This is a genomic window from Aureimonas glaciei (assembly GCF_014643375.1).
GTDB lineage: Bacteria > Pseudomonadota > Alphaproteobacteria > Rhizobiales > Rhizobiaceae > Plantimonas > Plantimonas glaciei.
This window is the reverse complement of record NZ_BMJJ01000011.1, coordinates 44859-69015: the sequence shown is the minus strand read 5'-3', so window position 1 is coordinate 69015 and position 24157 is coordinate 44859. Positions and strand designations below refer to the sequence as shown.

Annotated in this window: 20 protein-coding genes; 4 read left to right on the top strand and 16 right to left on the bottom strand. The window is 69.6% G+C overall.

Annotated elements, in window-relative coordinates:
* Positions 1 to 79: 79 nt before the first annotated feature.
* The 8 genes from IEX88_RS20250 to IEX88_RS20215 all read right to left on the bottom strand — a co-directional run bounded on the left by IEX88_RS20250 (position 80) and on the right by IEX88_RS20215 (position 8946).
* Complete coding sequence (locus IEX88_RS20250; protein WP_188854265.1) at positions 80 to 304, bottom strand: hypothetical protein; 225 nt, start codon at positions 302 to 304, stop codon at positions 80 to 82.
* 199 nt (positions 305 to 503) lie between these two features.
* Complete coding sequence (locus IEX88_RS20245; RefSeq protein ID WP_188854262.1) at positions 504 to 1787, bottom strand: c-type cytochrome; 1284 nt, start codon at positions 1785 to 1787, stop codon at positions 504 to 506.
* Entirely contained in the window at positions 1784 to 2503 is a 720-nt protein-coding gene (locus IEX88_RS20240) for a cytochrome c oxidase assembly protein (protein WP_188854260.1), read from the bottom strand. The genes IEX88_RS20245 and IEX88_RS20240 overlap by 4 nt, the downstream gene beginning before the upstream one ends.
* On the bottom strand, positions 2500 to 2877 hold the full coding sequence (locus IEX88_RS20235) for a hypothetical protein (RefSeq protein WP_188854258.1): 378 nt from the start codon (positions 2875 to 2877) through the stop codon (positions 2500 to 2502). The genes IEX88_RS20240 and IEX88_RS20235 overlap by 4 nt, the downstream gene beginning before the upstream one ends.
* Entirely contained in the window at positions 2877 to 5456 is a 2580-nt protein-coding gene (gene ctaD, locus IEX88_RS20230; protein ID WP_188854256.1) for a cytochrome c oxidase subunit I, read from the bottom strand. The genes IEX88_RS20235 and ctaD overlap by 1 nt, the downstream gene beginning before the upstream one ends.
* Positions 5453 to 6454: a cytochrome c oxidase subunit II gene (locus tag IEX88_RS20225; RefSeq protein ID WP_188854254.1), complete on the bottom strand. Its 1002-nt coding sequence runs from the start codon at positions 6452 to 6454 to the stop codon at positions 5453 to 5455. The genes ctaD and IEX88_RS20225 overlap by 4 nt, the downstream gene beginning before the upstream one ends.
* Positions 6455 to 6643: 189 nt before the next feature.
* The gene (locus IEX88_RS20220; RefSeq protein WP_188854251.1) at positions 6644 to 7636 is read right to left on the bottom strand and encodes a phosphotransferase enzyme family protein; all 993 of its coding nucleotides are present in this window, start codon (positions 7634 to 7636) and stop codon (positions 6644 to 6646) included.
* A 119-nt stretch (positions 7637 to 7755) separates the two neighbouring features.
* A complete protein-coding gene (locus IEX88_RS20215; protein WP_188854249.1) occupies positions 7756 to 8946 on the bottom strand; it encodes an aminotransferase class V-fold PLP-dependent enzyme in 1191 nt (396 codons plus the stop codon).
* A gap of 84 nt (positions 8947 to 9030) precedes the next feature.
* On the opposite strand from IEX88_RS20215, the gene IEX88_RS20210 reads away from it, so the two are divergent.
* Positions 9031 to 9852 carry an IclR family transcriptional regulator gene (locus IEX88_RS20210; RefSeq protein WP_188854248.1) on the top strand — a complete coding sequence of 274 codons (822 nt, stop codon included), beginning with the start codon at positions 9031 to 9033 and terminating at the stop codon, positions 9850 to 9852.
* Between the two features lie 29 nt (positions 9853 to 9881).
* Here IEX88_RS20210 and IEX88_RS20205 read toward each other — a convergent pair whose 3' ends face one another.
* The 7 genes from IEX88_RS20205 to IEX88_RS20175 form a co-directional block, all read right to left on the bottom strand.
* Complete coding sequence (locus IEX88_RS20205; protein WP_188854246.1) at positions 9882 to 10373, bottom strand: RidA family protein; 492 nt, start codon at positions 10371 to 10373, stop codon at positions 9882 to 9884.
* An 81-nt stretch (positions 10374 to 10454) separates the two neighbouring features.
* Positions 10455 to 11426, bottom strand: a complete 972-nt coding sequence (locus IEX88_RS20200; protein ID WP_210319310.1) for an ABC transporter ATP-binding protein — start codon at positions 11424 to 11426, stop codon at positions 10455 to 10457.
* A 50-nt stretch (positions 11427 to 11476) separates the two neighbouring features.
* The gene (locus tag IEX88_RS20195; RefSeq protein WP_188854237.1) at positions 11477 to 12496 is read right to left on the bottom strand and encodes an ABC transporter ATP-binding protein; all 1020 of its coding nucleotides are present in this window, start codon (positions 12494 to 12496) and stop codon (positions 11477 to 11479) included.
* Positions 12496 to 13689, bottom strand: a complete 1194-nt coding sequence (locus tag IEX88_RS20190; protein ID WP_188854235.1) for an amidohydrolase/deacetylase family metallohydrolase — start codon at positions 13687 to 13689, stop codon at positions 12496 to 12498. The genes IEX88_RS20195 and IEX88_RS20190 overlap by 1 nt, the downstream gene beginning before the upstream one ends.
* Positions 13690 to 14550, bottom strand: coding sequence for an ABC transporter permease (locus IEX88_RS20185; protein ID WP_188854233.1), 861 nt, complete (start codon positions 14548 to 14550; stop codon positions 13690 to 13692).
* Positions 14550 to 15491: an ABC transporter permease gene (locus IEX88_RS20180; RefSeq protein ID WP_188854231.1), complete on the bottom strand. Its 942-nt coding sequence runs from the start codon at positions 15489 to 15491 to the stop codon at positions 14550 to 14552. The genes IEX88_RS20185 and IEX88_RS20180 overlap by 1 nt, the downstream gene beginning before the upstream one ends.
* Before the next feature lie 85 nt (positions 15492 to 15576).
* Positions 15577 to 17112, bottom strand: a complete 1536-nt coding sequence (locus tag IEX88_RS20175) for an ABC transporter substrate-binding protein (RefSeq protein WP_188854229.1) — start codon at positions 17110 to 17112, stop codon at positions 15577 to 15579.
* A gap of 224 nt (positions 17113 to 17336) precedes the next feature.
* Between IEX88_RS20175 and IEX88_RS20170 the strand changes: the two genes are divergently transcribed.
* Positions 17337 to 18167: an aldo/keto reductase gene (locus tag IEX88_RS20170; protein WP_188854227.1), complete on the top strand. Its 831-nt coding sequence runs from the start codon at positions 17337 to 17339 to the stop codon at positions 18165 to 18167.
* Between the two features lie 83 nt (positions 18168 to 18250).
* Here the strand turns inward: IEX88_RS20170 and IEX88_RS20165 are convergent, their stop codons facing one another.
* Positions 18251 to 20548, bottom strand: a complete 2298-nt coding sequence (locus IEX88_RS20165) for a Tex family protein (RefSeq protein ID WP_188854225.1) — start codon at positions 20546 to 20548, stop codon at positions 18251 to 18253.
* 243 nt (positions 20549 to 20791) lie between these two features.
* Here IEX88_RS20165 and IEX88_RS20160 point away from each other — a divergent pair, with 243 nt between their 5' ends.
* Both IEX88_RS20160 and IEX88_RS20155 read left to right on the top strand, forming a co-directional pair.
* Positions 20792 to 21523: an ABC transporter ATP-binding protein gene (locus IEX88_RS20160; protein WP_188854223.1), complete on the top strand. Its 732-nt coding sequence runs from the start codon at positions 20792 to 20794 to the stop codon at positions 21521 to 21523.
* Positions 21513 to 24050, top strand: a complete 2538-nt coding sequence (locus tag IEX88_RS20155; RefSeq protein ID WP_188854221.1) for an FtsX-like permease family protein — start codon at positions 21513 to 21515, stop codon at positions 24048 to 24050. Before IEX88_RS20160 ends, IEX88_RS20155 begins: the two co-directional genes overlap by 11 nt.
* The last annotated feature ends 107 nt before the right edge of the window (positions 24051 to 24157 follow it).

Below are 24157 nucleotides of genomic sequence, written 5' to 3'. Positions count from 1 at the left end.
AGATGACCTGTTCGACGTCATCGATGGCGGCAGGATTGTCTGGGTGCGGGGTTGTATCCCCGCACCGAAAAGTCGCGGCTCAGTCGCGCCGCTTCAGCGGCGTGATGCCGCCCTCGTCATTGTCCGGGATCGCGCCCGCCTCGCTGTCGGTGACGGCATTGGCCAGGGCTTCCGGATGATAGTCCGGATCGGGCGAGTCCTTCGACCCGACCAGGGTGTCGGAAGGGCGCGGCGTCTGGCCCGCCGCCGGTACCCGGTCGTCCTCCGTCGCCGAGTTCCGGGAAAAAACGTGCGGATCGGCCATAATGTCTTCCTTGGATGAGTGGCAAGCCCTTGGGGCTGCTGGCTGATCGAATAACCTCCCGTTGCCCGAAGCGTTCCCGTCGGTGACGCGGTGCGACCTTCGGCCCCGCCCGGCCGACCCCGGAGCATCTTCGCGCGTGCAGGTATCGACGCAGGGGCCGCGTGACCGGCCTTTTGCGCGTCTCGCTCGCGTCCCGACGTCAGTCGGCGCGCGGACCAGCGGGTTGCGACTCGTACCAGGCGGAGACGGCGGCGATCTGCTCGTCGGTCAGATGGATCGCGATCTTGTCCATCAGGTGGGCGCGGGCGGTGCCGCCGCGCTTGCCCTCGCGCCAGAGTTCCAGATGTGTCGCGATGTACCAGGCCGGCTGGCCCGCGAGGTATGGGTAGGGCGTGCGCGCACCGGTGGCGTCGGTGGCCGGGCCGTGACAGGTGTCGCAGGACGGCAGCTTGCGCGCCGGAAAGCCTTCGGTCGCCATCCGGCGCCCGAGATCCAGGAGGCCCGGCCGGTCGTAGGGCGCGCCGTAGGCCGCGGAGTCCGGGACGACATCCGCCAGAGCCGCCCGCGTCGCGGCAAGGTCTGATCCGGGGGGCGCCGGTGCATCCAGGCCGGCGGGGGAAGCCCGGCCCGCGGCGACGGCCGCAGCCGGCGCCTGGGCCGGCTGGGCGGCATAGTGCCGGGCGAGGGCGCCGAGAATGTCGTCGTCATAGCGATGCGCCGCTGCTTCCATGATGCCGCTCTGGCGTCCGCCGGCGGCAAAGGCGCGCAGCGTCTCGGCGAGATAGGCCTCGGGCTGGCCGGCGATGATGGGCACCGCCCCCGCCGTGATGCCGTCCGGGAGCGCCGCGCCGCGGCCGTCGCGGCCGTGGCAGCGGGCGCAATCCTCGATGGCGGTCTCCACCGCGGCGGTCAATGCCGTGCTGGCGCCGCCGACTGGCAGCGGCGCTTCGGTATCGGTGCCGCCGAGCGCCCGTTCGGCATAGGTCGCGGGCGTCATCGATGGCAGAGCGCGCAGGAAGGCGACCATCGCCCAGGCCTCGTCGGGACGCTCCTGGTCGATCCAGGCCGGCATGCCGGAATATTTGATGCCGTTCTGGACGATCCAGAACAGCTCGCGGTCGCGCCAGCGCCCGACCCTTTCCTCCAGCCGCGGCGGCGGCGGCATCATCGCCTGCGCCACGCCGGACTGCGCGACGCCGGGCGCGCCATGGCAGAAGGCACACTGGGTGGCGAAATGCCCGGCGGCGCGCTGGACGAGAGCGGGATCGGACAGGTTGAGACCTTCCGGCACCTCGACGCTCATCGCCTGCGTCGTCACGGCGTTGCGCATGGTCCAGTGCAGGAACCAGGCGACCGGCGAGTAGTGGCCCGACGAGGCGGCGATCGAGACGAGGCCGGACCAGCCGACGGCGAGCGCGGCGAGGACGCCGGCGGCGACGAGAGCTAGAACCTTCTTCCAGGTCAGGGTGAAGGCGATTTTCATGCGGCCATCCCCGGCTTGGGCGTGCCGCGATCGGCGAAGGCGGCTTCGGGCTCGCGCCCGCTCGGGCCCCGCAGCACCGAGGCGAGCAGGATCAGGCCGCCGGCGAGATAGCTGATGCCGCCGACGGCGAGCATGATCGCGCCGCCCAGCGCCTGATCCTCGACCGGCGTCATCGAGGCAGCCGGCGCGCAGAGATCGGCGCAGGCGTAGAGCGGGCGCGGCGAGAAGAGCAGCAGGGCGCCGAGCAGCGTCATGTGCATCGAGGTGACGAGCAACGCGGCGACCCCCGCGGCCCGCGCCGCCAGCGCGCCGCCGTTCGACGCGGTGCCGAGCGCGGTCATCCAGACGAACAGGCCGGCGAGGAGGAAGGAGGCCTGTTCGGCGAGGAGCAAGGGCGTCGAGACGCGGGCCGAATCGTGCAAGGCCGGCGCGTGCCAGCCCCAGACGACGGCGAATTCGGCGAAGGAGGCGGCCAGCGCCCATTGCGGCGGGATGCCGCGAAAGAGGGCCGGCCAGAGCCGGGACAGGCCGAGCACCAGGAGGGGCGCGGCAACGGCGACGATGCCCATGTGCATCACCATATGCGCCGCGAACGAGCCGCGCGCGCGCTCCGGCAGCGGTCCCAACCACAGCGCCGCGAGCAGGCCGAGCCCGAGGAAGAGCGGCCAGAGACGCAGCGGCGAAGCCGACGGGGAAAGGAGCGGTGCGACCGTCATCGGCAGTCCATGAAGACGAGCGCCGGCATGGCGACGAAGACCACTGCGACGAAGGACAGGGCGGCCAGGAGCAGGCTGGAAAACTCCAGGAAGCGTTCGCGGTCCTCGGCCGTGTCCTCGCTGTGCCGGAATGTCCCCGCCTTCACCCGCCCTTCCCGGTAGGCGCGAAAGCCGATCAGGGCGATCAGGGCCAGCGAGAAGGCAGTGGCCACGGCGATGGCGATGCGGGTGCCCCCGATCGACTCGAAGATCCGGTCGTTCGGCGCGCAATCGTAGGCGGCGAGGCAATAGCAGAACAGGAAATGCAGGGCCCAGATCGTCGGCGTGGCGATCAGCGTCCACAGCGTGTCGCGGGTTTCGCGCCAGAGCTCCATCACGCGCCTCCCGAGGCCAGCGGGAACAGCGCGATGGTCGCCACCGTCACCAGCGCCGTCACCCCCATGAAATGCCAGTAGAGCGCGACATTGTGGATATCGATGTCGTGCTCGGGGGTCAGGAGGCCGCGCAGCGAGCGGGCGAGGCAGTAGAACAGCATCAGCGATCCGACCGCGGCATGCAGCGCCGTCCAGATGCACAGCGTCCAGACGATGGCGGGATAGACGTGGACGCTCGGCTCGAGGCCGGTCGTATAGGGGGCCCACAGCAGCGCGCCGCCGGCGCCGAGCGACAGGAGGCCGCCGGCCGACATGCCGAGGCGCGCCGACAGGATCTTTCCGGCGCGGTTCCACACCAGAGCGAGACGGGCGGCGCCCCAGGCGAGGGCGAAGAGCCCGATCGAGATCGCCGGCCAGATGAGGCCCGGGCCATCGACGCCCGGCGGCGGGAAATCGCCGTGGATGGTGAAGAAGAAGAAATAGCCGAAGACGAGGCTGAAGAAGGCCGTGGCGTCACCCGTCATGGTGATGAACATCGCCCACCACGAGACCGAAGCCGGCCCGGAGGCGTAGAGCGGCAGGGTCAGACCGAGGCCGACGTCCTTTGTCGGCTTTTCCGGAATGAAGGACGTGCCGCGCCAGAGCCAGACGAGGATCGAAACCACCGTCAGGACGAGCGCGACGAGGGTCGCCGTCCAGTAGTGGAAGGTGGCGAGGATGAACATGGCGCCGGTGACGACGGCGGCGATCATCGGCATGAAGCTGGGGCCAGGCACCCTGAGCACCTGGATCGGCTCGGCGTCGAGCACGCCCGTGACCATGGTCTCGCGCTTCATCTCCTCGGCATCGGGCATGTAGAAGCGCCCGGCATCGTAGTTTTCGACGAAGTTTTCCTGCTCCCAGATCGGATAACGCGTGGTGATAATCGGAACCGAACGCACGCCCCAGTCCCTGCCCGGCATTTCCGCGAGCCATTCCAGCGTGCCGGCATTCCAGGGATTGCGCGGGGCGTAAGGCTGCTTGCCGCGCGGCCTGAGCACGTCGAAGACGACGACGAGGAAGCCGGCGGCGAAGACGAAGGCGCCGATCGAGGAGATCATGTTGGCGGTGCCGAGACCCAGCGCCTCGGGATAGGTCCAGACCCTTCGCGGCATGCCGACGAGGCCCGACCAGTGCATCGGCAGGAAGGCCGTGTTGAAGCCGACGAACATCAGCCAGAAGGCCCAGCGGCCGAGACGGGCCGAGAGCTGCCGGCTGAAGGCGAGGGGGAAGTAGTAGTAGGCGCCGGCGACCAGCGGAAACAGCATGCCGCCGATCAGGACGTAATGCAGGTGGGCGACGACGAAATAGGTGTCGTGCGCCTGCCAGTCGAAGGGCGCCATCGCCACCATCACGCCGGTGAGGCCGCCGAGGACGAAGATCGCCAGGGACCCGGAGACGAAGAGCATCGGGATCGAATAGATCACCCGGCCGGTCATCAGCGTCGCCAGGAAGACGAAGATCTGCACGCCCGTCGGGATCGCCACCGCTTCGGAGGCGGCGGAGAAGAAGCCGAGCGAAATGCCGGGCAGGCCCGTGGTGAACATGTGGTGGGCCCACAGGCCGAAGGACAAAAAGCCGGTGCCGACGGCGGCGAGCACGATCCAGGAATAGCCGAGCAGCGAGCGCTGGGCGAAGGTCGGCACGATCATCGCCAAGAGCGCGATCGCCGGCAGGAAGACGATGTAGACCTCCGGATGGCCGAAGATCCAGAACAGGTGCTGCCACAGCATCGGGTCGCCGCCGCGCGTCGGATCGAAGAAGGGCCAGTCGAACAGGCGCTCCAGCTCGAACAGGATGTCGCCGGCGATCAAAGGCGGGAAGGCGAAGAGGATCATCGTCGCCACGACCAGGACATACCAGGCGTAGAGCGGCATCAGGTTCAGCCGCATGCCGGGCGGGCGGCATTTCAGCGTGCCGACGATCAGCTCGACGGCGGCGGCGATCGAGGCGACCTCGATGAAGGAGAGGCCGAGCAGCCAGATGTCGGCGCCGTAGCCGGGGGTGAAACGCTCCTCGGTGGTCAGCGGCGGATACATGAACCAGCCGGAATCGGGCGCCGAATTGAAGAACAGCGAGCCGCAGACGAAGATGCCGCCGATCAGAAAGCACCAGTAGCCGAAGGCCGAGAGCCGGGGGAAGGGCAGGTCGCGCGCGCCCAGCATCTGCGGCAGGATGATGATCGCCACCGCCTCGAAGACCGGGACGGCGAACAGGAACATCATCGCCGTGCCGTGCAGCGTGTAGACCTGGTTGTAGAAGGCGGCGGTGAGGAAATCGTTGTCCGGCACGGCGAGCTGGGTGCGGATCATCAGCCCCAGCACGCCGGCGAACAGCATGAAGGCGAAGGAGGTCGCGGTGTACCAGATGCCGATCGAGGTGTTGTTGACATCCGACCAGTAGCGCCAGCCCTTTGGCGAGGCCCAGACCGCTTCCAGCCGCGCTTCCTGCGCCTTCTGGATGGCGGCATCTTCCGCGGGATCGAGGGAACCGGCGTGGACGGCGGCAAGGGCGGCCGCCTTCGCCTCGGCATTGCTCATGTCAGGGCTCCGAGCCAGGCGGCGATGGCCGCAGCGTCCGCCTCGGACAGGTCGGGGAAGGCCGGCATCTCGGCGCCGGGCTTGGTGTGGTCGGTCTCGCGGACGAAGCGGGCGATGTTGTCGGCGGTCATCGGCAGGAGGCCGGCGCCGAGCGTCCTGCGGCTGCCGAGATGGGTGAGGTCCGGGCCGATGCGCCCTTCCGCCTCGGTGCCGCGTACGGTGTGGCAGGCGTCGCAGCCGTTTGCCATGAACAGGGGCCGGCCGGGATGGTCGGGCACCGAAGCCGGCGCCGCTTCTGCGGCGACGCGGGCGGCATAGTCCGCCTCGGAGACGACGACGACGCGAAAGCCCATCTGCGCGTGCGCCTCGCCGCAGAATTCGGCGCAGACGCCGTTGTAGACGCCGAGGCGCGTCGGCTCCAGCACCAGCCGGTTCACCCGGCCGGGAATGGCGTCCATCTTGCCGGCGATCGAGGGCACCCAGAAGGAGTGGATGACGTCAGGGCTGCCGACAAGGATCTCCGAGCGCCGGCCGATCGGCAGATAGAGCTCGTTGGCGCTTTCGACGCCGCCTGTCGGCAGCGCCTTGGCGACGCCCGGCGTGCCCTCGACGCCATAATTCACCCGCCACCAGAAGCGTTCGCCCGAGACGGCAATGACCGGACCGTCGGCGGCGCCGCGCAGGCCCGGCATCATGGTCAGGCCGTACATCAGGAGAGCGCCGAGCACGACGACGGGAAAGACGCAGCCGCCCCAGACGATCAGCCGGATGCCGGCCCGCTCGCCATGGGCGCCGGGCTTGACCTTGGTGACATAGACCGAGAGGCCGATGACGAGCAGCCAGATCAGCGTCGCGCCGGCGAGCATGATCCAGAAGAGGACGAGGACGCTGCCGGACTCCGCGCCGGCATCGACGAAGGTCGACTGCGCGCCGTTGCAGCCGGAAAGACCGACGGCGGCACCGATCGCCAGGACAAGCCGGACCGGGCGCAGCAGCATGGGCACAGGACAAAGGCGGGATGCGGCGCTACACAGAATGGATTTGCCCTCGCTTCATGCCTCGCACGGGCGCAGTTCCCGGGTCGCCTATCGATTGAGCCCATAGCTAACCCGGCTGGACAGTTCGGAAAGGCCGCGGAGACGTTTTTGTCGCCGGTGGTTTCGGGCTGCAACACCTGCCGCCGAGGGTTAGCCGGCCTCGCGCCCAATGCCGGATGACAGATAGGCTTCGGCGAGGTCCACCGTGCCCGCGGTGAAGGCGGGGCCGAGGCTTTTCGCGGTCGGCGTTTCCGCGTGCGAGGCGATCCAGGCGGTGAGTTGCATCCGGCGCAGCATCACCAGCATCGGCAGAGCGCGCTCCTGCTCGGGCGCCAGCGGCGCGACGCGGCGATAGCCGGCGAGCCAGGCCGCCTGGAGCTCCGGCACCACCGGCTCGTGCTCGATGAAGCTGATCGCTGCGGCGAAATCATAGCCGAACCAGCCAAGGCCGCAGTCGTCGAAATCGATGACGCCGAGCCTGTCGCCGTCGACGAGGAGATTGGCGGCGCGCATGTCGCCATGGATGAGGCCGAAACGGTCGGCGCCCTCGCCGAATTCGGCCGTCGCCGCCTGGAGGTGAACATACAGGCGCTCCAGCACGGCGAGGCCGGGAGCGTCGAGGCCGGGCGCCGCGCGCCAGTCGCCCCAGTGCGCCGCATCGCCGAGGATGGTGGCGAAATTCCAGCGTTTGCGCACGAAGTCGGCCGGCCGGCGCCAGGCCCGGGCGTGGACATGCATCCGCGCGCTGATGGCGCCGAGTTCGCCGTACCAGGGGACGAGGTCGCCGCCGGGTTCGCTTCCGGTCATGTGCTCGAAGGCGACCGCCAGCCGATGGTTGCCGCCGGCATCGAAGCGGACGATGAGGGCGCCATCGCGCGCGCGGATCGGGGCCGGCGTCTCGACGATGCCGGCGGCCCGCAGCGCCTCGATCCAGGCGAGTTCCGAGGCGATCTCGGCGGCGCTGTGATAGTGCGGCCGGTGGACGCGCAGGACGATCCGGCGCTCGCTTTCGGATGCCAGGAACAGCGCGTTTTCCGAGATGCCGAGGCGCGACAGCCCGGCCGAGGGCGGCATGCCCCAGGCGGGAAGGGCACCGCGAAGGCCTTCTTCCAACTGCCGCAGAAATGGTTCGTCGTAGAGCATGGGGGTTCCCGAATCGTTCGGGCCGAACCAACAAGGAAGAGCGGGGGATGGCAACAGGGCGTTCGCCGCCATCCCCTCCTGTCATTGGCCTGCCCGATGACGGGCGGCGGAGGGGACGTTCAGTCCGGCCAGCGGTTCACGGCCCGGCGCTTGCGCCGCTCGGCAAAGTCGCTGGCGATGGGCGTGTTGGAGCGGCGCGCGATTTCCAGTTCCTCGCCGAGGCGGGCGGCGACGACCTCGGCCTGGCCGGGATGCAGGTTGCAGGGGTCGAGGTAGAAATAGCCGTGCTCGACCTCGTGGTCGCGCACGATCACCGGCTGCGCGTTCGACGCCAGGGCGTCCCCGAGATCCCAGGCGGTGATGTGGGCGGCAGCCGGGTCGACATGCACCTTCAGCCGGTCGAGCGGGTTGTCGGTCGGGTCGGGGTCGATCACCGCGTTGACGCCGGCGAACGGCGCCAGCGCCTGCTGCCACAGGCCGAGCGCCTCCGTTTCGCGGGCGCGGATGCCGGCATGGTCGCGCGTCTCCCAGGCCTCGAGCGCGGCGATGGTGCCGACGACGCCCTCCTTGCCGACCTTCATGCCGCGGCCGATCCCCAAATTCTGCAGATAGGCGGCGCGCACCAGGTCCTTGCGGCCGGCGACGATGCCGCCCGTCGGCCCGCCCAGGAACTTGTGCGAGGAATAGAGGACGATGTCGGCGCCGGCGGCCAGAAAGCGCTTCAGGTCGTATTCCGAGGCGGCGTCGACGATGACCGGCACGCCGCGGGCATGCGCGACCTCGACGAATTCTTCGAGCGTCATCTGGCCGTACTGCACGGTATGATGGGAGACGACATAGAGCGCCGCCGCCGTCCGCTCGGTGATCGCGCCGTCCAGCTGGTAAGCCTCGGCGCTGGTCGCCTGGCCGACCATCACGGGCTTGGCGCCGGCGAGGCGGATGCCCTGCTCGACCGGCGCGCCGTAGCCGACCATGTGGCCGGCCTGGATCGCCACCTCGTCGCGGGGGAGGCGCGCGGTGTCGGGCAGGCGCTCGATGGCGGCGCGGTCGTCGCCGGTCATGGTTCCGGCGATGGCGAGCGTGATGCCGGCGGCGCAGGAGGCGGTGACGAAGCCGGCCTCTGAGCCGCAGAGGCGGGCGATGGTGCGGCTCGCCAGCTTCTGCAGCTCGCCGGTCTCGACGAACTGCGGCAGCATGCGGGTGATCGCCTCCACCGCGGCAGGAACGACGATGGAGGCGCCGAGCGAGGTCATGGTGCCGGAGACGTTGATGACCGGGCGCAGGCCGAGGTCGAGACGGATGTCATTCATGTGCTAAATCCCTTGGAACCCGGCAAGCCGGTTTTGCAGTCGGTGTGTGACGGGTATGATCGGCTGACGATCCGACCGAATGGAATGACGATGGCCTCTGCAATCACCGCCCCGCTGAACGATCCGGAGGAAGCTGCCGGGCCGAAGCGTTCGCGTGTCAGCGGCATCGACCGGGCGCTGCAGATCCTCGACCAGCTGCGTGATACGGGAAAGCCGGCGACGGCCTACGACCTGGCGCAGCGGGTGAAGGCGCCGTTGTCGACCATCTACACCATCGTCGACGATCTCGTGGCGAAGGAGCTCTTGGTGCGCGGCGAGGACGGCTCGGTCTGGCTCGGCCCCCGGCTCTACCATTACGGCCTCGCCTACGAGCGCTCGATCGACCTGATGGCGATCGCCAAGGAGGAGATGCTCGACCTCAACCGGCGCCTCGGCGAGACGATCCAGATCTGCGGGCGGGACAAGGACATGATGGTCGTGCTCGCCATGGCCGAGGGCAAGGACCATTTCCAGGTGACTTCGCGCGTCGGATCGCGCGTGCCGCTGAACTGGGTCGCCTCGGGGCGGCTGCTCGTCGGCCATCTGCCGGATGCCGAGCGCATCGCGATCTTCCGACGTTGCGCCAAATCCTCGCCGACCGGCCGCGCCGAGATGGACGCCGCCGCGCTGTCGGCACAGTCGGCGCAGGCAATCCACGAGCGTCTGTCGATCCAGGCGGGCGAATCGGCCTATTCCGTCGCCTGCGTCGCCGCGCCCATCCTCGACGCCAAGCGGGAGTGCGCGGCGACCATTTCCGTCGTTCTGCCCGACTTCAAGGTCGCCGAGGCGCGGGCGCTCTATGCCGAGGCGGTGCAGGCCGCAGCGGCCCGCATCGAGGCACGGCTCGGCGGCAGTCGGTCGAGCTGATCGGAAGGCGGGGCGCATGACGGGAGCGGTCAATCGATCGCGACGATCGCCTCGATCTCCACGGTGATGCCGCCCGGCAGCGAGCCGAAGCCGACGGCCGAGCGGGCATGCCGCCCGGCCTCGCCGAAGACGGCGATGAAGAGGTCGGAGCAGCCGTTGATGACCTGCGGATGGTCGGCGAAATGCGGAACCGCGTTGACCATGCCGAGCAGCTTGACGATGCGGCGCACCCGGCCGAGATCGCCGAGCGCCTCCTGCATCACCTGCATCAGGTTGATGCCGGTCAGCCGCGCGTGGCCATAGGCCTCCTCGGCGGTGACGCCGTCGCCGACCTTGCCGGTGTGAAGATGGCCGCTCGCCTCGCGCGGGCCCTGGCCGGAGAGGAACAGGAGCCTGTCCTCGAAGACATGGGTGACAAAATTGGCGACCGGCGGCGGGGCCGGGGGCAGGACGATGCCGAGCGCTTCGAGCCGCTGATACGGCGTCGCGGTGTCGAGGCGGGTGGGGAGGACGCTGGACATGGATTGCTCCTTTGAGCGAATTCTGGCGGTCGTCTGCCGGCGCCGCCTCGGCGGGCAGACGACCGGAAGGCGGCGCCCGGGCTAGAGAAGCCCGGCGGCGGCGAGTTCTTCCTGCCGGATGCAGGCGACGAAATGGTCGGGCCCGACGGCCTCGGTCGGCGGCAGGGTCTCGGCGCAGGCCGGAATGGCGTGCGGGCAGCGCGTCCGGAAGACGCAGCCCGACGGCGGATCGAGGGGGCTCGGAATATCGCCCTTGAGGATGATCCGCTGGCGCTCCAGCGTCGGGTCGGGCACCGGCGCGGTGGCGATCAGCGCCTTGGTGTAGGGGTGGCGCGGCCGACCGTAGACGGCCCGGCTCGGGCCACGCTCCATGATCTTGCCGAGATACATGACCACCACCTCGTCGCAGAGATATTCCACCACCGAGAGGTCGTGGGCGACGAAGAGCATGGTCAGGCCGAACTCCTTCTGCAGCGCCTGCAAAAGGTTCAGGATCTGCGCCTGGACAGAGACGTCGAGGGCTGAGACGGGCTCGTCGGCAACGATCAGCTCGGGCTCCACCGCGAGCGCCCGGGCGATGCCGATGCGCTGGCGCTGGCCGCCGGAGAATTCGTGCGGGAAGCGGCCGGCATGCTCGGGCGCAAGGCCGACGCGGGTGAGAAGCTCGGCGATGCGCGGCTGGCGCGCCGCGCCCTTGGCGAGCCCATGCGTGTCCAGCGCCTCCGCGAGGATGGCGCCGACCCGCATGCGCGGATTGAGGCTGGAGAACGGGTCCTGGAAGATGATCTGCAGTTTGCGCCGATAGGTACGCATCGCCTTGTCGGACAAGGCCAGGAGATCCTCGCCGTCGAACATCACGCTGCCGCCGGTCGGCTCGACCAGACGGAGGACCGAGCGGCCGACCGTGGTCTTGCCGGAACCCGATTCCCCGACGAGCCCGACGATCGAGCCGCGGCGGACGGTGAAGCTGACATCGTCGACGGCGCGCACCGTGCCGCGCTTCATCGGGAAATGCGTCTGGAGGTTCTCGACGACGAGCAGCGGCTCGCCCATCGCGGCGCGGGTGGTGTCGGCGGCGGTGCTGGAAACGGTGATGGGGGCGCTCATAGCAGTTCGTGCCTCAGGCACCGGCTGAGATGGGAGGGGCCGACCTGGAACAGCGGCGGGACGGCTGCGGTGCAGGCGGGAATGGCGAATTCGCAGCGCGGCTCATAGGTGCAGCCCGGCGGCAGGGCGGTGATCGGCGGCACGCTGCCGGGGATCGGCTTCAGCGGAAGGCGCTCGCCGCCCGCGGCGATGTCGCGCGCAGCGTTCGGCGTGCAGGCGAGCAGGGCCTTCGTATAGGGGTGCTTGGGACGGGCGAAGAGCGGGCGCACCGGCGCCTGCTCGACGACGCGGCCGGCATACATCACCACGACCTCGCGGGCGATCTCGGCGACGACGCCGAGGTCGTGCGTGATGAAAAGGATGCTCATGCCGATCTCGCGCTGCAGCCGCCGCAGGAGATCGAGGATCTGCGCCTGGATGGTGACGTCGAGCGCCGTCGTCGGCTCGTCGGCGATCAGCAGCGCCGGATTGCAGGCGAGCGCCACGGCGATCATCACACGCTGGCGCATGCCGCCCGACATCTGGTGTGGGTAGTCGTGGACGCGGCTCGCCGCTGCCGGAATCTCGACGAGCTCCAGCATGGCGACGGCGCGCTTCATCGCCTCGGCCCTGCTGATCTTCTCGTGCAGCCGGATCATCTCGGCGATCTGGTCGCCGACGGTGAACAGCGGGTTGAGGCTGGTCATCGGCTCCTGGAAGATCATCGCGATCTCGGTGCCGCGAATCCCGCGCATCTCGCGCTGGCTGACCGTGGCCAGGTCCCGCACGGTGCCGGCGCGGTCGCGGTGCAGGATCTCGCCGCCGACGATGCGGCCGGGATCGGCGAGCAGCCGCATGATCGACAGGCTCGTCACCGACTTGCCCGAACCGGATTCGCCGACGACCGCGACCGTCTCGCCGCGCTTGAGGTCGAAGGTGACGCCGTCGACCGACTTCGCCACCTGATGCCGGGAGACGAAATGGGTCTCGAGGTTTCGGACCGAGAGCAGCGTGTCGGGGCCAAGCGCGTCCGTCATCAGGGATGCGCCCCGCAGGTGCAGATCTTCGCCATGCCCTCTTTCGGCATGTGGCGGGCGGCCTTCACCAGCTTCGATCCCATCACCGCCCAGCGCGGCTCGAACATCTGCTTCAGCGTCGACACCGCCCCTTGCGAGTCGCGGACGGCGAGGTCGCTGCCCACGAGATCGAAGAGGGTCAGCTCGGCCTTTTTGCCGACGGCGAGGAGATCCTCGGTCGGCAGCTTCACCGCCGACATCGGCGCCGTCGTCGAGGCCTTGACCACCGCCTCGAAGGGCATACCGACGGCGAGCAGCTTCGACATGGTCGTCGCCATGTCCCAGACCGGGCCGTTCAGCGAATGGTCGTGGAGGTCGGTCGAGATCGAGAACGGCATCAGGCCGCGGGCGATCGCCACTTCCGCCACCTTGAACGAGAAGGACGCGCCGCCATGCCCGACATCGAGGCGGATGCCCTGGTCGGCGCATTTGTTGACGAGATCCCAGAGATCCTCGTCCTCGATGATCGAGCCGCCGGCCTTGCCGTTGAAGCAATGGGTGATGATGTCCCCGGGGCGCAGCAGTTCCAGCACCTCGTCATAGGTCGGCGGTGGCTCGCCGACATGGATCATCATCGGCAGCTTGAGGATCTTGGCCACCTTCTTGGCGATCTTCACCGGGGTGATGCCCCAGGAGCCGAGGATGACGTGGCTGGCGCGGCACTTGATGCCGACGATGAGGTCGCGGTTGGCCTCGACCACGGCGATGGTGCGGTCGATGTCGATCGAGCGGATGTCGATCAGCTCGCTGACGCGGTTGCAGGCGACGAGGCCGATCGAGCCGATGTTGAGGAAGGCGAGGATGCGCTCGTCGGCCTTGTCGATGATGTATTCGCGAAAGCCGTGGAACGTGGCTTCGCCGGCCGAGCCGGCGTCGACGATCGTGGTGACGCCGCGCTCGAGCCCGGCCTGTTTTGGCCGGATCGAGATGTCGGTGCCGCCGTGCCAGACATGGGCGTGCAGGTCCGTCCAGCCGGGCGAGACGAAGGCGTTCTCGCCGTCGACGATGCGGGCGCCCGGCACCGGGATCAGCGACGGGCCGGTCGCCTTGATCAGGCCGTCGGCGCCGATGGCGATGTCGATGGCGCCCGGGGCCGTGCCGGGCCCGAAGGCGACCGGCCTGACATTGCGGAGGAGGATCGGAGAGGCTTCCACTTAGATATCCTTGGCAAGGCGGGGGTCGAGGAGATCGCGCAGCCCGTCGCCGACGAGCTGCAGCGAGAGGACGGCGAGAACGATGGCGAGACCTGGAAACAGCGTCATCCAGCTCGCCTGGTCGAGATATTGCCGGCCCTGGCTGATCATCGTCCCCCAGGTCGGCACGGTCGGCGAAACGCCGACGCCGAGGAAGGAAAGGCCGGCTTCGGCGAGCATGGCGCTGGCGAAAATGAAGGTCGCCTGCACCAGGATCGGCGACATCAGGTTGCGCAGCACGTGGCGCACGAGGATTTTCGGCGTCGACACGCCGAGGGCGCGGGCGGCCTCGACATAGGGCAGTTCGCGAATGACGAGGGTCGAGGCGCGCACGATGCGGGCGAGGCGCGGGGCATAGACGACGCCGAGCGCGGCGATGACGTTGACGAGCGAGGGGCCGAGGGCGGCGACGAGCGCGATGGCGAGGAGGATGTCGGGAAAGGCCATCATCGCGTCGATCAGCCGGGCGATCGGCGTGTCCAGCCGGCGGAAGAAGCCGGCCAGGACCCCGAGCGTCACCCCGAGAATGGCCGAGACGACGACGACGGAGAAGCCGACCGTCAGCGACAGCCGGCCGGCATAGAGGAGCCGGGTGAAGACATCGCGGCCGAAATCGTCGGTGCCGAAGACATGCAGGCCGGACGGCGCCTGCAGGCGCGAGGCCAGCGACAGCTTGCCCGGCGTGTAGGGCGAGAGGAACGGCGCGAAGATCGCCGCCAGCGTGATCACCGTGAGGATGATGACGCCCGCGAGCACCGCCTTGCGGCGCAGGAGGATCTTCAGGAAGGACGCGTTGCCCGTGGCGAAGGAAGCGGCGGCCATCAGTAGCGCACCCGGGGGTCGACGAGGATGTAGAGCATGTCGATCCCGAAATTGATGAGGACGTAGAGGCCGGCGACGATGAGCAGCGCGCCCTGGATGACCGGGTAGTCGCGGCGCAGCACGGCGTTGACGACGAGATTGCCGACGCCCGGCAGGCTGAACACGGTCTCGGTGACGACGGCGCCCGAGATCAGCACCGCGGCGGTGAGGCCGATGACGGTGAGGATCGGGATCAGCGCGTTCTTCAGCGCGTGGCGCAGGACGACGCGGCCCTCGCCCATGCCCTTGGAGCGGGCGGTGCGGACATAGTCGTCGCCGAGGACGTCGAGCATCGAGGCCCGGGTGAAGCGGATGATGAGGGCGGAGGAGACCATGCCGAGCGCGAAGGCCGGCAGGACGAGATGGTGCAGCCGCTCCATCAGCCCGGTGCCCGGTCCGCCATAGCCGGAGGTCGGAAACCAGCCGAGCTTCACGGCGAAGAACTGGATCATCAGCAGGCCGAGCCAGAAGCTCGGAATGCTGGCAGCGAACATCGCCACCGTCGTCGCCGCCTGATCGAACAGCGAGCCGCGCCAGTAGGCCGAGAGAATGCCGATCGGCAGCGCGATGACGACGGCGATCAGAAGCGAGAACAGGGTCAGGAAGAAGGTCGGCTCGGCGCGGTCGGCGAGGGCCGAGAGCACCGGCTGGTCGAGGAAGATCGAGCGGCCGAGGTCGCCGCGGACGATGTCCCACATGTACTGGACATATTGCAGCAGGAGCGACTGGTTGAGGCCCATCTGATCGCGCAGGGCGGCGATGTCGGCGGCGGTCGCGTCCGGCCCGAGCATCACCGCCGCCGGATCGCCCGGCGTGACGCGGACGATGACGAAGACGATGGTGACGACGAGGAGCATGACGACGAGCATGCCGAACGTGCGGTTGAGGATGTAGCGGATCATCGGGGGTATCCGGTTGCCAAGGGTCGACGGAGCGCCGGCGGGCGGCGCTCCGTCATCGTCGGGGGAGGAAGGGCGTCAGCGGCCGTTACTTCGCGAGCGAAGCGTTCCAGAAATACGGCCACGGCGCGGGGGTGAAACCCTGGAGCGCCGGCACCTTGGCCGAGACGGCGTTGAAATTGCCGACCTTGATGCCGGGAACCTCGTCGTAGAACACCTGCTGCACGGCGGCGAAGAGCTCGGCGCGCTTCGCCGGATCGGCCTCGGTGTTGAAGGCGGCGAGCGCCTTCGTCTTCGCCTCGCTCTGCCACCAGCCGGGCGCGGTGTCGGACATCATGCCGATCAGCGAGGGCTCGGGCAGGAAGGGGCTGTGGGAGATGTAGATGTCCCAGAGCTTCGGGTCCTGGCGGCGCTGCGTCAGGGTCGCCCAGTCGACGACGTCGAGCTGCACGGCAAAGCCGGCGAGCTTCAGATATTCCGCCGCGACCACGGCCATCTTGTAGTGGAACTCGTACTGCCGGCTGGTCAGGATGCGCAGCGGCTTTGCGGCATCATAGCCGGCGGCCGCGACCGCCTCGGCCGCCTTTTCCGGATCGCCCTGGCCATAGGCCTCGACGCCCGCTTCGGTGTGCCAGGCATAGCCCTCGGGATAGAGGCTGCCGTCGACGGCGTAGAAGTCGGTGCTGCCAAAGCCGGCGATCAGCATGTCCTCGGGATTCAGCGCGGTCTGCACGGCCCGGCGGAGGTTCACGTCGGAGAGGACGCCCTCCTTGGTGTTCATGACGAAGACCGGCCAGCCGAAAGGTTTGAGCACCACCGGCTCGGTCTTGCCGCCGGCGAGGCGGCCAAACGATTCGACCGGGATCGAGTCGACATAGGCGAACTGGCCGGCGACGGCGCCCTCGACGCGGGTGTTGGCGTCGGGAACCGGCACGAAGCGGATCTCGTCGAGATACTGGTGGCGGGCGCCGCCATAGCCGTTCTCGGCTTCCTCGCGCGACTGATAGCCGTCGAAGCGCACGAGCTGGATGTACTGGTCGGGCTTGCGCTCCTTCAGCATGTAGGGGCCGGTGCCGATCACCTTGTCCATCGGCGCGGCCTGCGCCTCCTCGGGCAGGATGATCGCGGCGGCATTGTTGAAGGCGAGCAGTGACAGGAGCGGCGCGTAGGGCTCCTTCAGGCTGATGCGGATGGTCGTGGCATCGACGGCTTCGATCTTGTCGATGTTCTCGGCCGCCTGCTTGCCGCGCGAGGCGACGGTCTCCCAACGGTTCAGCGAGGCGAGAACGTCGGCCGAATCCATCGCCGAGCCGTCGTGGAAGGTGACGCCGGTGCGCAGCTTGATGGTGTAGACACGGCCGTCCTCGGAAATTTCCGGCAGGCTCTCGGCCAGGAGCGGCACCACGGTCCAGTCGGCGCCGAAGGTGTAGAGGGTTTCGAAGATGTGCTGAGAGACGATGCCGACGAGATCGGCCGTCGAGGCCATCGGGTCGAGGGTCGGCGGCTCACCGATCGTCGCGACGTCGATGACGCCGCCACGCACCGGCTCGGCGGCGGCTGCGGGGATCGCCAGCGGCAGTGACGCCACGGCGGAAAGGACGCTGGCATAGACCCAGGACTTCATGCTGTTCACCCCTCTTTGTTATTCCGTAATTAGGTAATCTATTCTGCAATAAAGATTTGCATCGATTGGCGTGGTGGTCAATTGGGCAGGCGCGATAAATGTTGGTTTTGTGTGCAGTGCAACATCGCCTGGCGATTCGGGCTGACTTTCCGGGCCGCGGACCTAGCTTCCGTCAGGACGCGTGGGCCCGGTGCCGGGCCATCACCTGAGGAAGGAAAGCCGCGATGAAACAGGTCGTCTTGCCGACGGGCGAAAGCGTGCCGGCCCTGGGTCAGGGTACGTGGATGATGGGCGAGGACCGCGCGCGGCGGACCGATGAGCTGGCGGCCCTCCGCCACGGCATCGAGCGCGGCATGACGCTGATCGACACGGCGGAGATGTACGGCGACGGCGCCTCCGAAGAACTCGTCGGCGAAGCCATCGCCGGCCGGCGGGACAGCATCTTCCTGGTCAGCAAGGCCTATCCGCAAAACGCCTCGCGTCAGCGCCTGCCGCTGGCCTGCGCGCGCAGTCTCCAGCGTCTGGGGACCGACCGGATCGATCTCTATCTCCTGCACTGGCGCGGCGGCGTGCCGCTGGCCGAAACCGTGGAGGCGATGGAAGCCCTGCGCGCCGAGGGGAAGATCCGTCACTGGGGCGTCAGCAATCTCGACCTCGACGACATGCAGGAACTCGTCGAGGTCGGCGGTGAGAGCTGTGCGACGGACCAGATCCTCTACAATCTCACGCGGCGCGGGCCGGAATTCGACCTGCTGCCCTGGCTGGAAGAGCGAAAGATGCCCGTGATGGCCTACAGTCCGGTCGAGCAGGGGCGGCTCCTCCGCCATCAGGGTCTCGCCGCTCTTGCCGCGGAACGCGGCGCGACGGCGGCACAGATCGCGCTCGCCTTCGTGCTCAGGCGCGAGGGGCTCATCGCCATTCCGAAGGCCGGCAGCGCGGCGCACGTCGCCGAGAATGCCGAAGCCCTCCGCCTGGAACTTCGGCCGGAGGATTGGGCAGAGCTCGATCGAATCTTTCCGCCGCCGACACGCTCCGCGCCGCTGGACATGCTGTAGCGGCAACGCCCGCACCCGGGCTTTTGCCGCGGGCAGCTGTTCCAACAGGATCCCGGGCCCTGGCGCGCCCGGGGCCTTGACCCTCAGCGCCGCTTCAGCGCGTCGGCGAGCGCCGAGCCGAAGGCGCCCTGGCTCGCCGGCTCCGGTCGTGGCGTGGGCATCTTGCCCGGCCCCGGCCGGCTTTCGCGCGACGGCGGTGCGTCGGACGGGTCGATCGCCGTCTTCATCGACAGGCTGATGCGCTTGCGCTTGGGATCGACCTCCAGCACCCGCACCCGCACCACCTGGCCGGTTTTCACCACCTCCGACGGGTCCTTCACGAAGCGGTCGGAGAGCTGCGAGACGTGCACGAGCCCGTCCTGATGCACGCCGATGTCGACGAAGGCGCCGAAGGCGGCGACATTCGTCACCGTGCCCTCCAGCGACATGCCGGGCTTGAGGTCCGACATCTCGTTCACCCCTTCCGCGAAGGTTGCCGTGCGGAAGGCCGGACGGGGATCGCGGCCGGGCTTTTCGAGCTCGGCGAGAATGTCGCGGACCGTCGGCAGGCCGAAACCCTCTGAAACGAATTTTTGCGGGTCGAGGCTGCGCAGCGTCGCGGAATCCCCCATCAGCGCGCGCAGATCCTTGCCCGCCGCGGCCACGATGCGCTTGGCGAGCGGATAGGCTTCCGGATGAACCGCCGAGGCGTCGAGCGGCTCGGCGCCGTCGCGGATGCGCAGGAAGCCGGCGCACTGCTCGAAGGCCTTTGGCCCGAGCCGCGGGACGGTCAGCAGCTTGCGGCGCGTCTTGAACGGCCCCTCCTTGTCGCGCTGCGCGACGATCGCCTCGGCCAGGCCCGGACCGATGCCCGAGACATGCGACAGCAGCGCCGAGGAGGCGGTGTTGACGTCGACGCCGACGGCGTTCACCGCGTCCTCGACGACGGTCTCCAGTGCCCGCGACAGCGCGCCCTGGTCGACGTCGTGCTGGTACTGGCCGACGCCGATCGCCTTCGGGTCCACCTTGACGATTTCCGCCAGCGGATCCTGCAGGCGCCGCGCGATCGAGGCGGCGCCCCGGATCGACACGTCGACATCGGGCATTTCGCGCGAGGCGATCTCGGAGGCCGAATAGACCGAAGCGCCGGCCTCGCTGACCACCACCGCGGTCGGCTTCTGGCCGGGCAGGGCGGCGATCACCTCGCCGGCGAGTTTTTCCGTCTCGCGGCTTGCCGTGCCGTTGCCGATGGCGACGAGCTCGACACCGTGTTTCGCAATCAGTGCGGCGAGCGCCGCGGAAGCGCCGCGCACGTCGTTGCGCGGCTGGAAGGGATAGACCGTGGCGCTGTCGACGAGCTGGCCGGTGGCGTCGATCACCGCGACCTTGACGCCCGTGCGGATGCCGGGATCGAGGCCCATCGTCACCTTCGCACCGGCGGGCGCCGCCAGCATCAGATCCTTCAGGTTGCGGGCGAAGACGCGGATCGCCTCGGCATCGGCGCCGTCCTTGATCGTGCCCATCAGCTCCGTCGACAGATGCCCGTGGATCTTTTGCCGCCAGGCCCAGCGCGCGACGCCCAGCAGCCAGGCATCTGCGGCGCTGCCGCCGGAGGTGGCGATGTTGAACTGCCGGGCGATCATCGCCTCGACCGGCTTCACCGGCGAGGCGTCGTCGGCGTCGACCTCGATGTCGAGGCTGATCACGCCCTCCTTGGTCGCCCGGAGCATGGCCAGCACCCGGTGGCTCGGCGCCGTCGCCCACTTCTCCTCATGGTCGAAATAGTCGGAGAATTTCGCCCCGGCCTCTTCCTTGCCCTTGACGACGCGGGCGCGCAGCCGCGCTTTGTCGACGAGGTGCCGGCGGATGGCGCCGACCAGCGCCGGCGTCTCCGCCATGGTTTCGGCGACGATGTCGCGCGCTCCTTCCAGCGCCGCCTTCACATCAGTGACCTCAGGGCCGACGAACTTTGCCGCCAGGGCGGTGGGATCGGTGCGGCGGTCGGAGAGAATCGTTTCCGCCAGCGGGCCGAGGCCGCGTTCGCGGGCGGCGTCCGCGCGGCTGCGGCGCTTCGGCCGGAAGGGGAGGTAGAGGTCCTCCAGCACCGGCCGCGTCGTCGCCGCGCCGATCGCCGCCGACAGGGCGGGCGTGAGCTTGCCCTGCTCGGCGATCGACTTCAGCACGGTGGCGCGCCGCAATTCCAGATCGCGGAGATAGCCGAGGCGGGTTTCCAGCGCGCGCAGCTGGATGTCGTCGAGGCCGCCGGTCGCCTCCTTGCGGTAGCGCGCGACGAAGGGGACGGTGGCGCCGCCGTCGAGCAGCGCGACGGCCGCGGCCACCTGTTCGGCCCGCGCGCCAATCTCGCCGGCGATGATGGTCTCGATGCTGGGGCGGTCGGCCATGCCTGTCTCCTCTGGTCGAAGCGCGTGGTTTAGCCCCGTGGTACGCTGTCAGCAAGGAAAGCCGGCCCCGCGATGCGGCGGGGCCGCCCGGGCCCCGTCGCGCCGGCGGGCCGCCACCCACCGTCGCGGGGCCGCCGGGGGCCTGCGGCATTCGCGCCGATGCCGGCGCGGACGGTTGCATCCGCTCGCAGCAGGCGCATATCAGCACCCGACAGCCTGACACCCCTCGGGAGCGCGGACGCGATGCCACCCACCCCCTCTCGGGCCGAACACGCCGGCGTCGCCGGCACCCGCGCCGCGGCCGGCACCCTGGCGGTTTCCTCCCTCGCCAAATCCGTCCCGGGTGGGCGGCTCTTGTTCGCGGGCCTCGACCTCACCGTCGCGGCGGGCGAGGTGGTGGCGATCGTCGGGGAATCGGGCGTCGGCAAGTCGACGCTCCTGAACATCCTCGCCGGCCTCGACGACAGCGATGCCGGCAGCGTCGCCATCGAGGGCACGGTGCTGGGCGGTCTCGACGAGGCCCAGCGCACGAAACTGCGACGCGAGAGCATTGGCTTCGTCTTCCAGGCTTTTCACATCCTGCCCTATCTGACGCTCCGCCAGAACGTGGCTTTGCCGCTGGCCCTCGTCTCGCCCGATGCGGCGAAAATTTCCGCCCGGGCGGACGCCATGCTGGCGTCCGTCGGCCTCGGCGATCGCGGCACCGGCTATGCGCGCGATCTCTCCGGCGGCGAGATGCAGCGCGTCGCCATCGCCCGCGCGCTCGTCCACCGGCCGGCGCTGATCCTGGCCGACGAGCCGACCGGCAATCTGGATCCCGCGACGGCCGCGACCGTGCTGGCGCTCTTCGCCGATGCCGCCCGAAAAGGCGGGTCTGCGGCCGTGATCGTCACCCATTCGCGCGCCACCGCGGCCATCGCCGACCGCATTCTCACCCTCACCGCCGACGGCCTGCGGGACCAGAATGGCGGCTGAGCCCGATCTCTTCTCGGCGCGCCTCGCGCTGCGCTGGCTGATCCTCGGCGAAGCGAGGGCCCATCCGGCCCGCTTTCTCGGCACGGTGATCGCCATCGCCGTCGGCGTCGCGCTCGGCTTTGCCGTGCATCTCGTCAACGGCTCGGCGCTCGCCTCCTTCGATGGCGCCATGCGTAGCGTCAATGGCGCGGCCGACTTGTCGGTCCGCGCGGCGAGCCCGCTCGGCTTCGACGAGAACCTCTACGCCAAAGTGATCGCGGCCGAGGGCGTCGCCGATGCCAGCCCCGTCGTCAGCCTGGAGGCGCGGGCCGGTGGCGCGGCTTTCACCCTTCTCGGACTCGACGTCATCCGCGCCGCCGCCGTGACGCCGAGCCTCGTCGGCCAGCGCACCAGTGGCGCCGACACGGGCAGCGCCGGGCTGTTCGACGGCAGCGCGTTGTTCCTCTCGCGCGCGGCGCTCGAGGCGACAGGGGCCGAGATCGGCGCGGACCTTCCGGTGAGTGCCCGGGGCCGCACGGCGACGCTGCGGATCGCCGGCGTTCTCGCCGGCGTACCGGCCGGGGAGGCGATCGGCGTGATGGACATCGCCGCCGCGCAATGGCGTTTCGACCGGCTCGGGCGCCTCGATCGCCTCGACCTGAAGCTGTCCGATGCCGCCGCCGCCCGGGCGGCACTCGCGCCGCTGCTGCCGGCGGAAGCGAGCCTTGCCAGCACCGAGACGGCGGCGGCGCAGGGCAGCGCCCTGTCGCGGGCCTACCGCGTCAATCTCGACATGCTGGCGCTGGTGGCGCTGATCACCGGAGGCTTTCTCGTCTTCTCGGCGCAGTCGCTGTCGGTGGCGCGGCGCCTGCGCGCCTTCGCGCTGGTGCGCACCCTCGGCCTGCCCCGGCGCGGCATCGTCGCCGTCGTGGCGCTGGAGGGGCTCGTCATCGGCATCGCCGGCGCACTGGCGGGCCTTGCCGCCGGCTACGGGATGGCGGTGCTCGCGCTCAAGTTCTTTGGCGGCGATCTCGGCGCCGGCTATTTTCGCGGCGGGGATGTCGCCGTCGTGTTCCAGCCCGGGGCTGCGGCCCTCTTCGGGGCGCTCGGCGTCGCCGCCGCGCTGCTCGGCAGCGTGCTGCCGGCACTGGCGGCCTCGAAGGCCGCGCCCGCCGCCGCTTTGAAGAACAGCGGCGACATGCTGGATCCGCGCCAGCCGGTGCCGTGGAAGCCGGCGGTCCTGCTGATGGCGGCGGGCGGGCTGGCGAGCCTGTCGCCGCCCATCGGAAACCTGCCGATCCTCGGCTTTGCCGGCATGGCGCTGATTCTGGCCGGCGGCGTCGCGGGCGTTCCCTGGCTGGCGCGAAAACTCCTGGGCCCGCTGGCCCGTCGCGAGGGCGGCGGCGTCGCGCTGCCGCTGGCGGTGCGCCATGTCCACGGCGCGCCGGGCTCGGCGGCGACGGCGCTGTGCGGCATCGTCGCCAGCACGGCGCTGATGATCGCCATGGCGACCATGGTCACGAGCTTCCGCGGCGCCGTCGACGAGTGGCTCGTCGACGTTCTCTCCGCCGACGTCTATCTCCGCGCCGAGAGCGGCGAAGGTTTTGGCCCGGACGCGCAGGCGCGGCTCACGGCCGTGCCCGGCGCCGCCGCCATCGCCTTCAGCCGGCAGATCCCGCTGACGCTCGCACCCGACCGCCCGCCGGTGACGCTGATCGCCCGGCCCGTCGATCCCGCCGCCCTGGTGCTGATCGCCGGCGCCGAGGCGCCCGCCGCCGCTGCGCCCGCAAGCGGCGAGCCAACGCCGGTCTACGTCTCCGAGCCCGCCGCCCGGCTCTACGACTGGCAGCCCGGCGACGTGATCGCGCTGCCGCTTGGGGCGGGAGAAGAGTTCCGTGTCGCCGGCGTCTGGCGCGACTATGCGCGGCAGCAGGGCGCGATCGTCATCGACGAAGCCGATTATCAGCGCCTCACCGGCGACACCGCGCGCGGCGAGGCGGCGGTGACGCTCGCCCCCGGCGCCGATGCCGGCGCGACGGGACAGGCGCTGCTGGCGGCCCTGCCGGAAGACGTTCGGCCCGGCGTCTCGTTGGCCGAACCGGCGACGCTGCGGCGCTTCGCGCTCGACCTCTTCGACAAGAGCTTTGCCGTCACCTACGTGCTGGAGGCGGTGGCGATCCTCGTCGGCCTCGCCGGCGTCGCCGCCACCATGTCGTCGCAGACGCTGGCGCGGGTGCGCGAGTTCGGCATGCTGCGCCATCTCGGCCTCGGCAAGCGGCAGATCATGGCCATGCTCGGCATCGAGGGCGCGCTGCTCGGCGCCGTCGGCGGCCTTGCCGGCACGGGGCTCGGCCTCGTCCTGTCGCAGGTGCTGATCCACGTCATTAACCCGCAGAGTTTCAACTGGACGATGACGACGCGGCTGCCCCTCGGCACCATCCTCGCGGTCGTCGCCGCTCTGGTGCTCGCCGCGGCCGGCACGGCGATCCTCGCCGGGCGACGCGCGAACGCGATGAGCGCGGTGCTGGCGGTGAGGGAGGACTGGTGATGCGGGTGCGGGTTTTCGGTTGGGATGGCGCGGGCCCCCTCTCTGGCCTGCCGGCCATCTCTCCCCCAAGGGGCGAGAAACATGGTTCTGCAACGCCTCAGGAGGGA

What these genes read in the sequence shown, in the direction of transcription:
- IEX88_RS20225 (WP_188854254.1), bottom strand. Translation starts at nt 6,454, where the DNA reads ATGCTGCTGCGCCCGGTCCGGCTTGTCCTGGCGATCGGTGCCGCCGTC.
- ctaD (WP_188854256.1), bottom strand. Translation starts at nt 5,456, where the DNA reads ATGAGCAATGCCGAGGCGAAGGCGGCCGCCCTTGCCGCCGTCCACGCC.
- IEX88_RS20250 (WP_188854265.1), bottom strand. Translation starts at nt 304, where the DNA reads ATGGCCGATCCGCACGTTTTTTCCCGGAACTCGGCGACGGAGGACGAC.
- IEX88_RS20200 (WP_210319310.1), bottom strand. Translation starts at nt 11,426, where the DNA reads ATGGGCGAGCCGCTGCTCGTCGTCGAGAACCTCCAGACGCATTTCCCG.
- IEX88_RS20215 (WP_188854249.1), bottom strand. Translation starts at nt 8,946, where the DNA reads ATGAATGACATCCGTCTCGACCTCGGCCTGCGCCCGGTCATCAACGTC.
- IEX88_RS20210 (WP_188854248.1), top strand. Translation starts at nt 9,031, where the DNA reads ATGACGATGGCCTCTGCAATCACCGCCCCGCTGAACGATCCGGAGGAA.
- IEX88_RS20170 (WP_188854227.1), top strand. Translation starts at nt 17,337, where the DNA reads ATGAAACAGGTCGTCTTGCCGACGGGCGAAAGCGTGCCGGCCCTGGGT.
- IEX88_RS20205 (WP_188854246.1), bottom strand. Translation starts at nt 10,373, where the DNA reads ATGTCCAGCGTCCTCCCCACCCGCCTCGACACCGCGACGCCGTATCAG.
- IEX88_RS20220 (WP_188854251.1), bottom strand. Translation starts at nt 7,636, where the DNA reads ATGCTCTACGACGAACCATTTCTGCGGCAGTTGGAAGAAGGCCTTCGC.
- IEX88_RS20165 (WP_188854225.1), bottom strand. Translation starts at nt 20,548, where the DNA reads ATGGCCGACCGCCCCAGCATCGAGACCATCATCGCCGGCGAGATTGGC.
- IEX88_RS20160 (WP_188854223.1), top strand. Translation starts at nt 20,792, where the DNA reads ATGCCACCCACCCCCTCTCGGGCCGAACACGCCGGCGTCGCCGGCACC.
- IEX88_RS20235 (WP_188854258.1), bottom strand. Translation starts at nt 2,877, where the DNA reads ATGGAGCTCTGGCGCGAAACCCGCGACACGCTGTGGACGCTGATCGCC.
- IEX88_RS20180 (WP_188854231.1), bottom strand. Translation starts at nt 15,491, where the DNA reads ATGATCCGCTACATCCTCAACCGCACGTTCGGCATGCTCGTCGTCATG.
- IEX88_RS20195 (WP_188854237.1), bottom strand. Translation starts at nt 12,496, where the DNA reads ATGACGGACGCGCTTGGCCCCGACACGCTGCTCTCGGTCCGAAACCTC.
- IEX88_RS20175 (WP_188854229.1), bottom strand. Translation starts at nt 17,112, where the DNA reads ATGAAGTCCTGGGTCTATGCCAGCGTCCTTTCCGCCGTGGCGTCACTG.
- IEX88_RS20240 (WP_188854260.1), bottom strand. Translation starts at nt 2,503, where the DNA reads ATGACGGTCGCACCGCTCCTTTCCCCGTCGGCTTCGCCGCTGCGTCTC.
- IEX88_RS20155 (WP_188854221.1), top strand. Translation starts at nt 21,513, where the DNA reads ATGGCGGCTGAGCCCGATCTCTTCTCGGCGCGCCTCGCGCTGCGCTGG.
- IEX88_RS20245 (WP_188854262.1), bottom strand. Translation starts at nt 1,787, where the DNA reads ATGAAAATCGCCTTCACCCTGACCTGGAAGAAGGTTCTAGCTCTCGTC.
- IEX88_RS20185 (WP_188854233.1), bottom strand. Translation starts at nt 14,550, where the DNA reads ATGGCCGCCGCTTCCTTCGCCACGGGCAACGCGTCCTTCCTGAAGATC.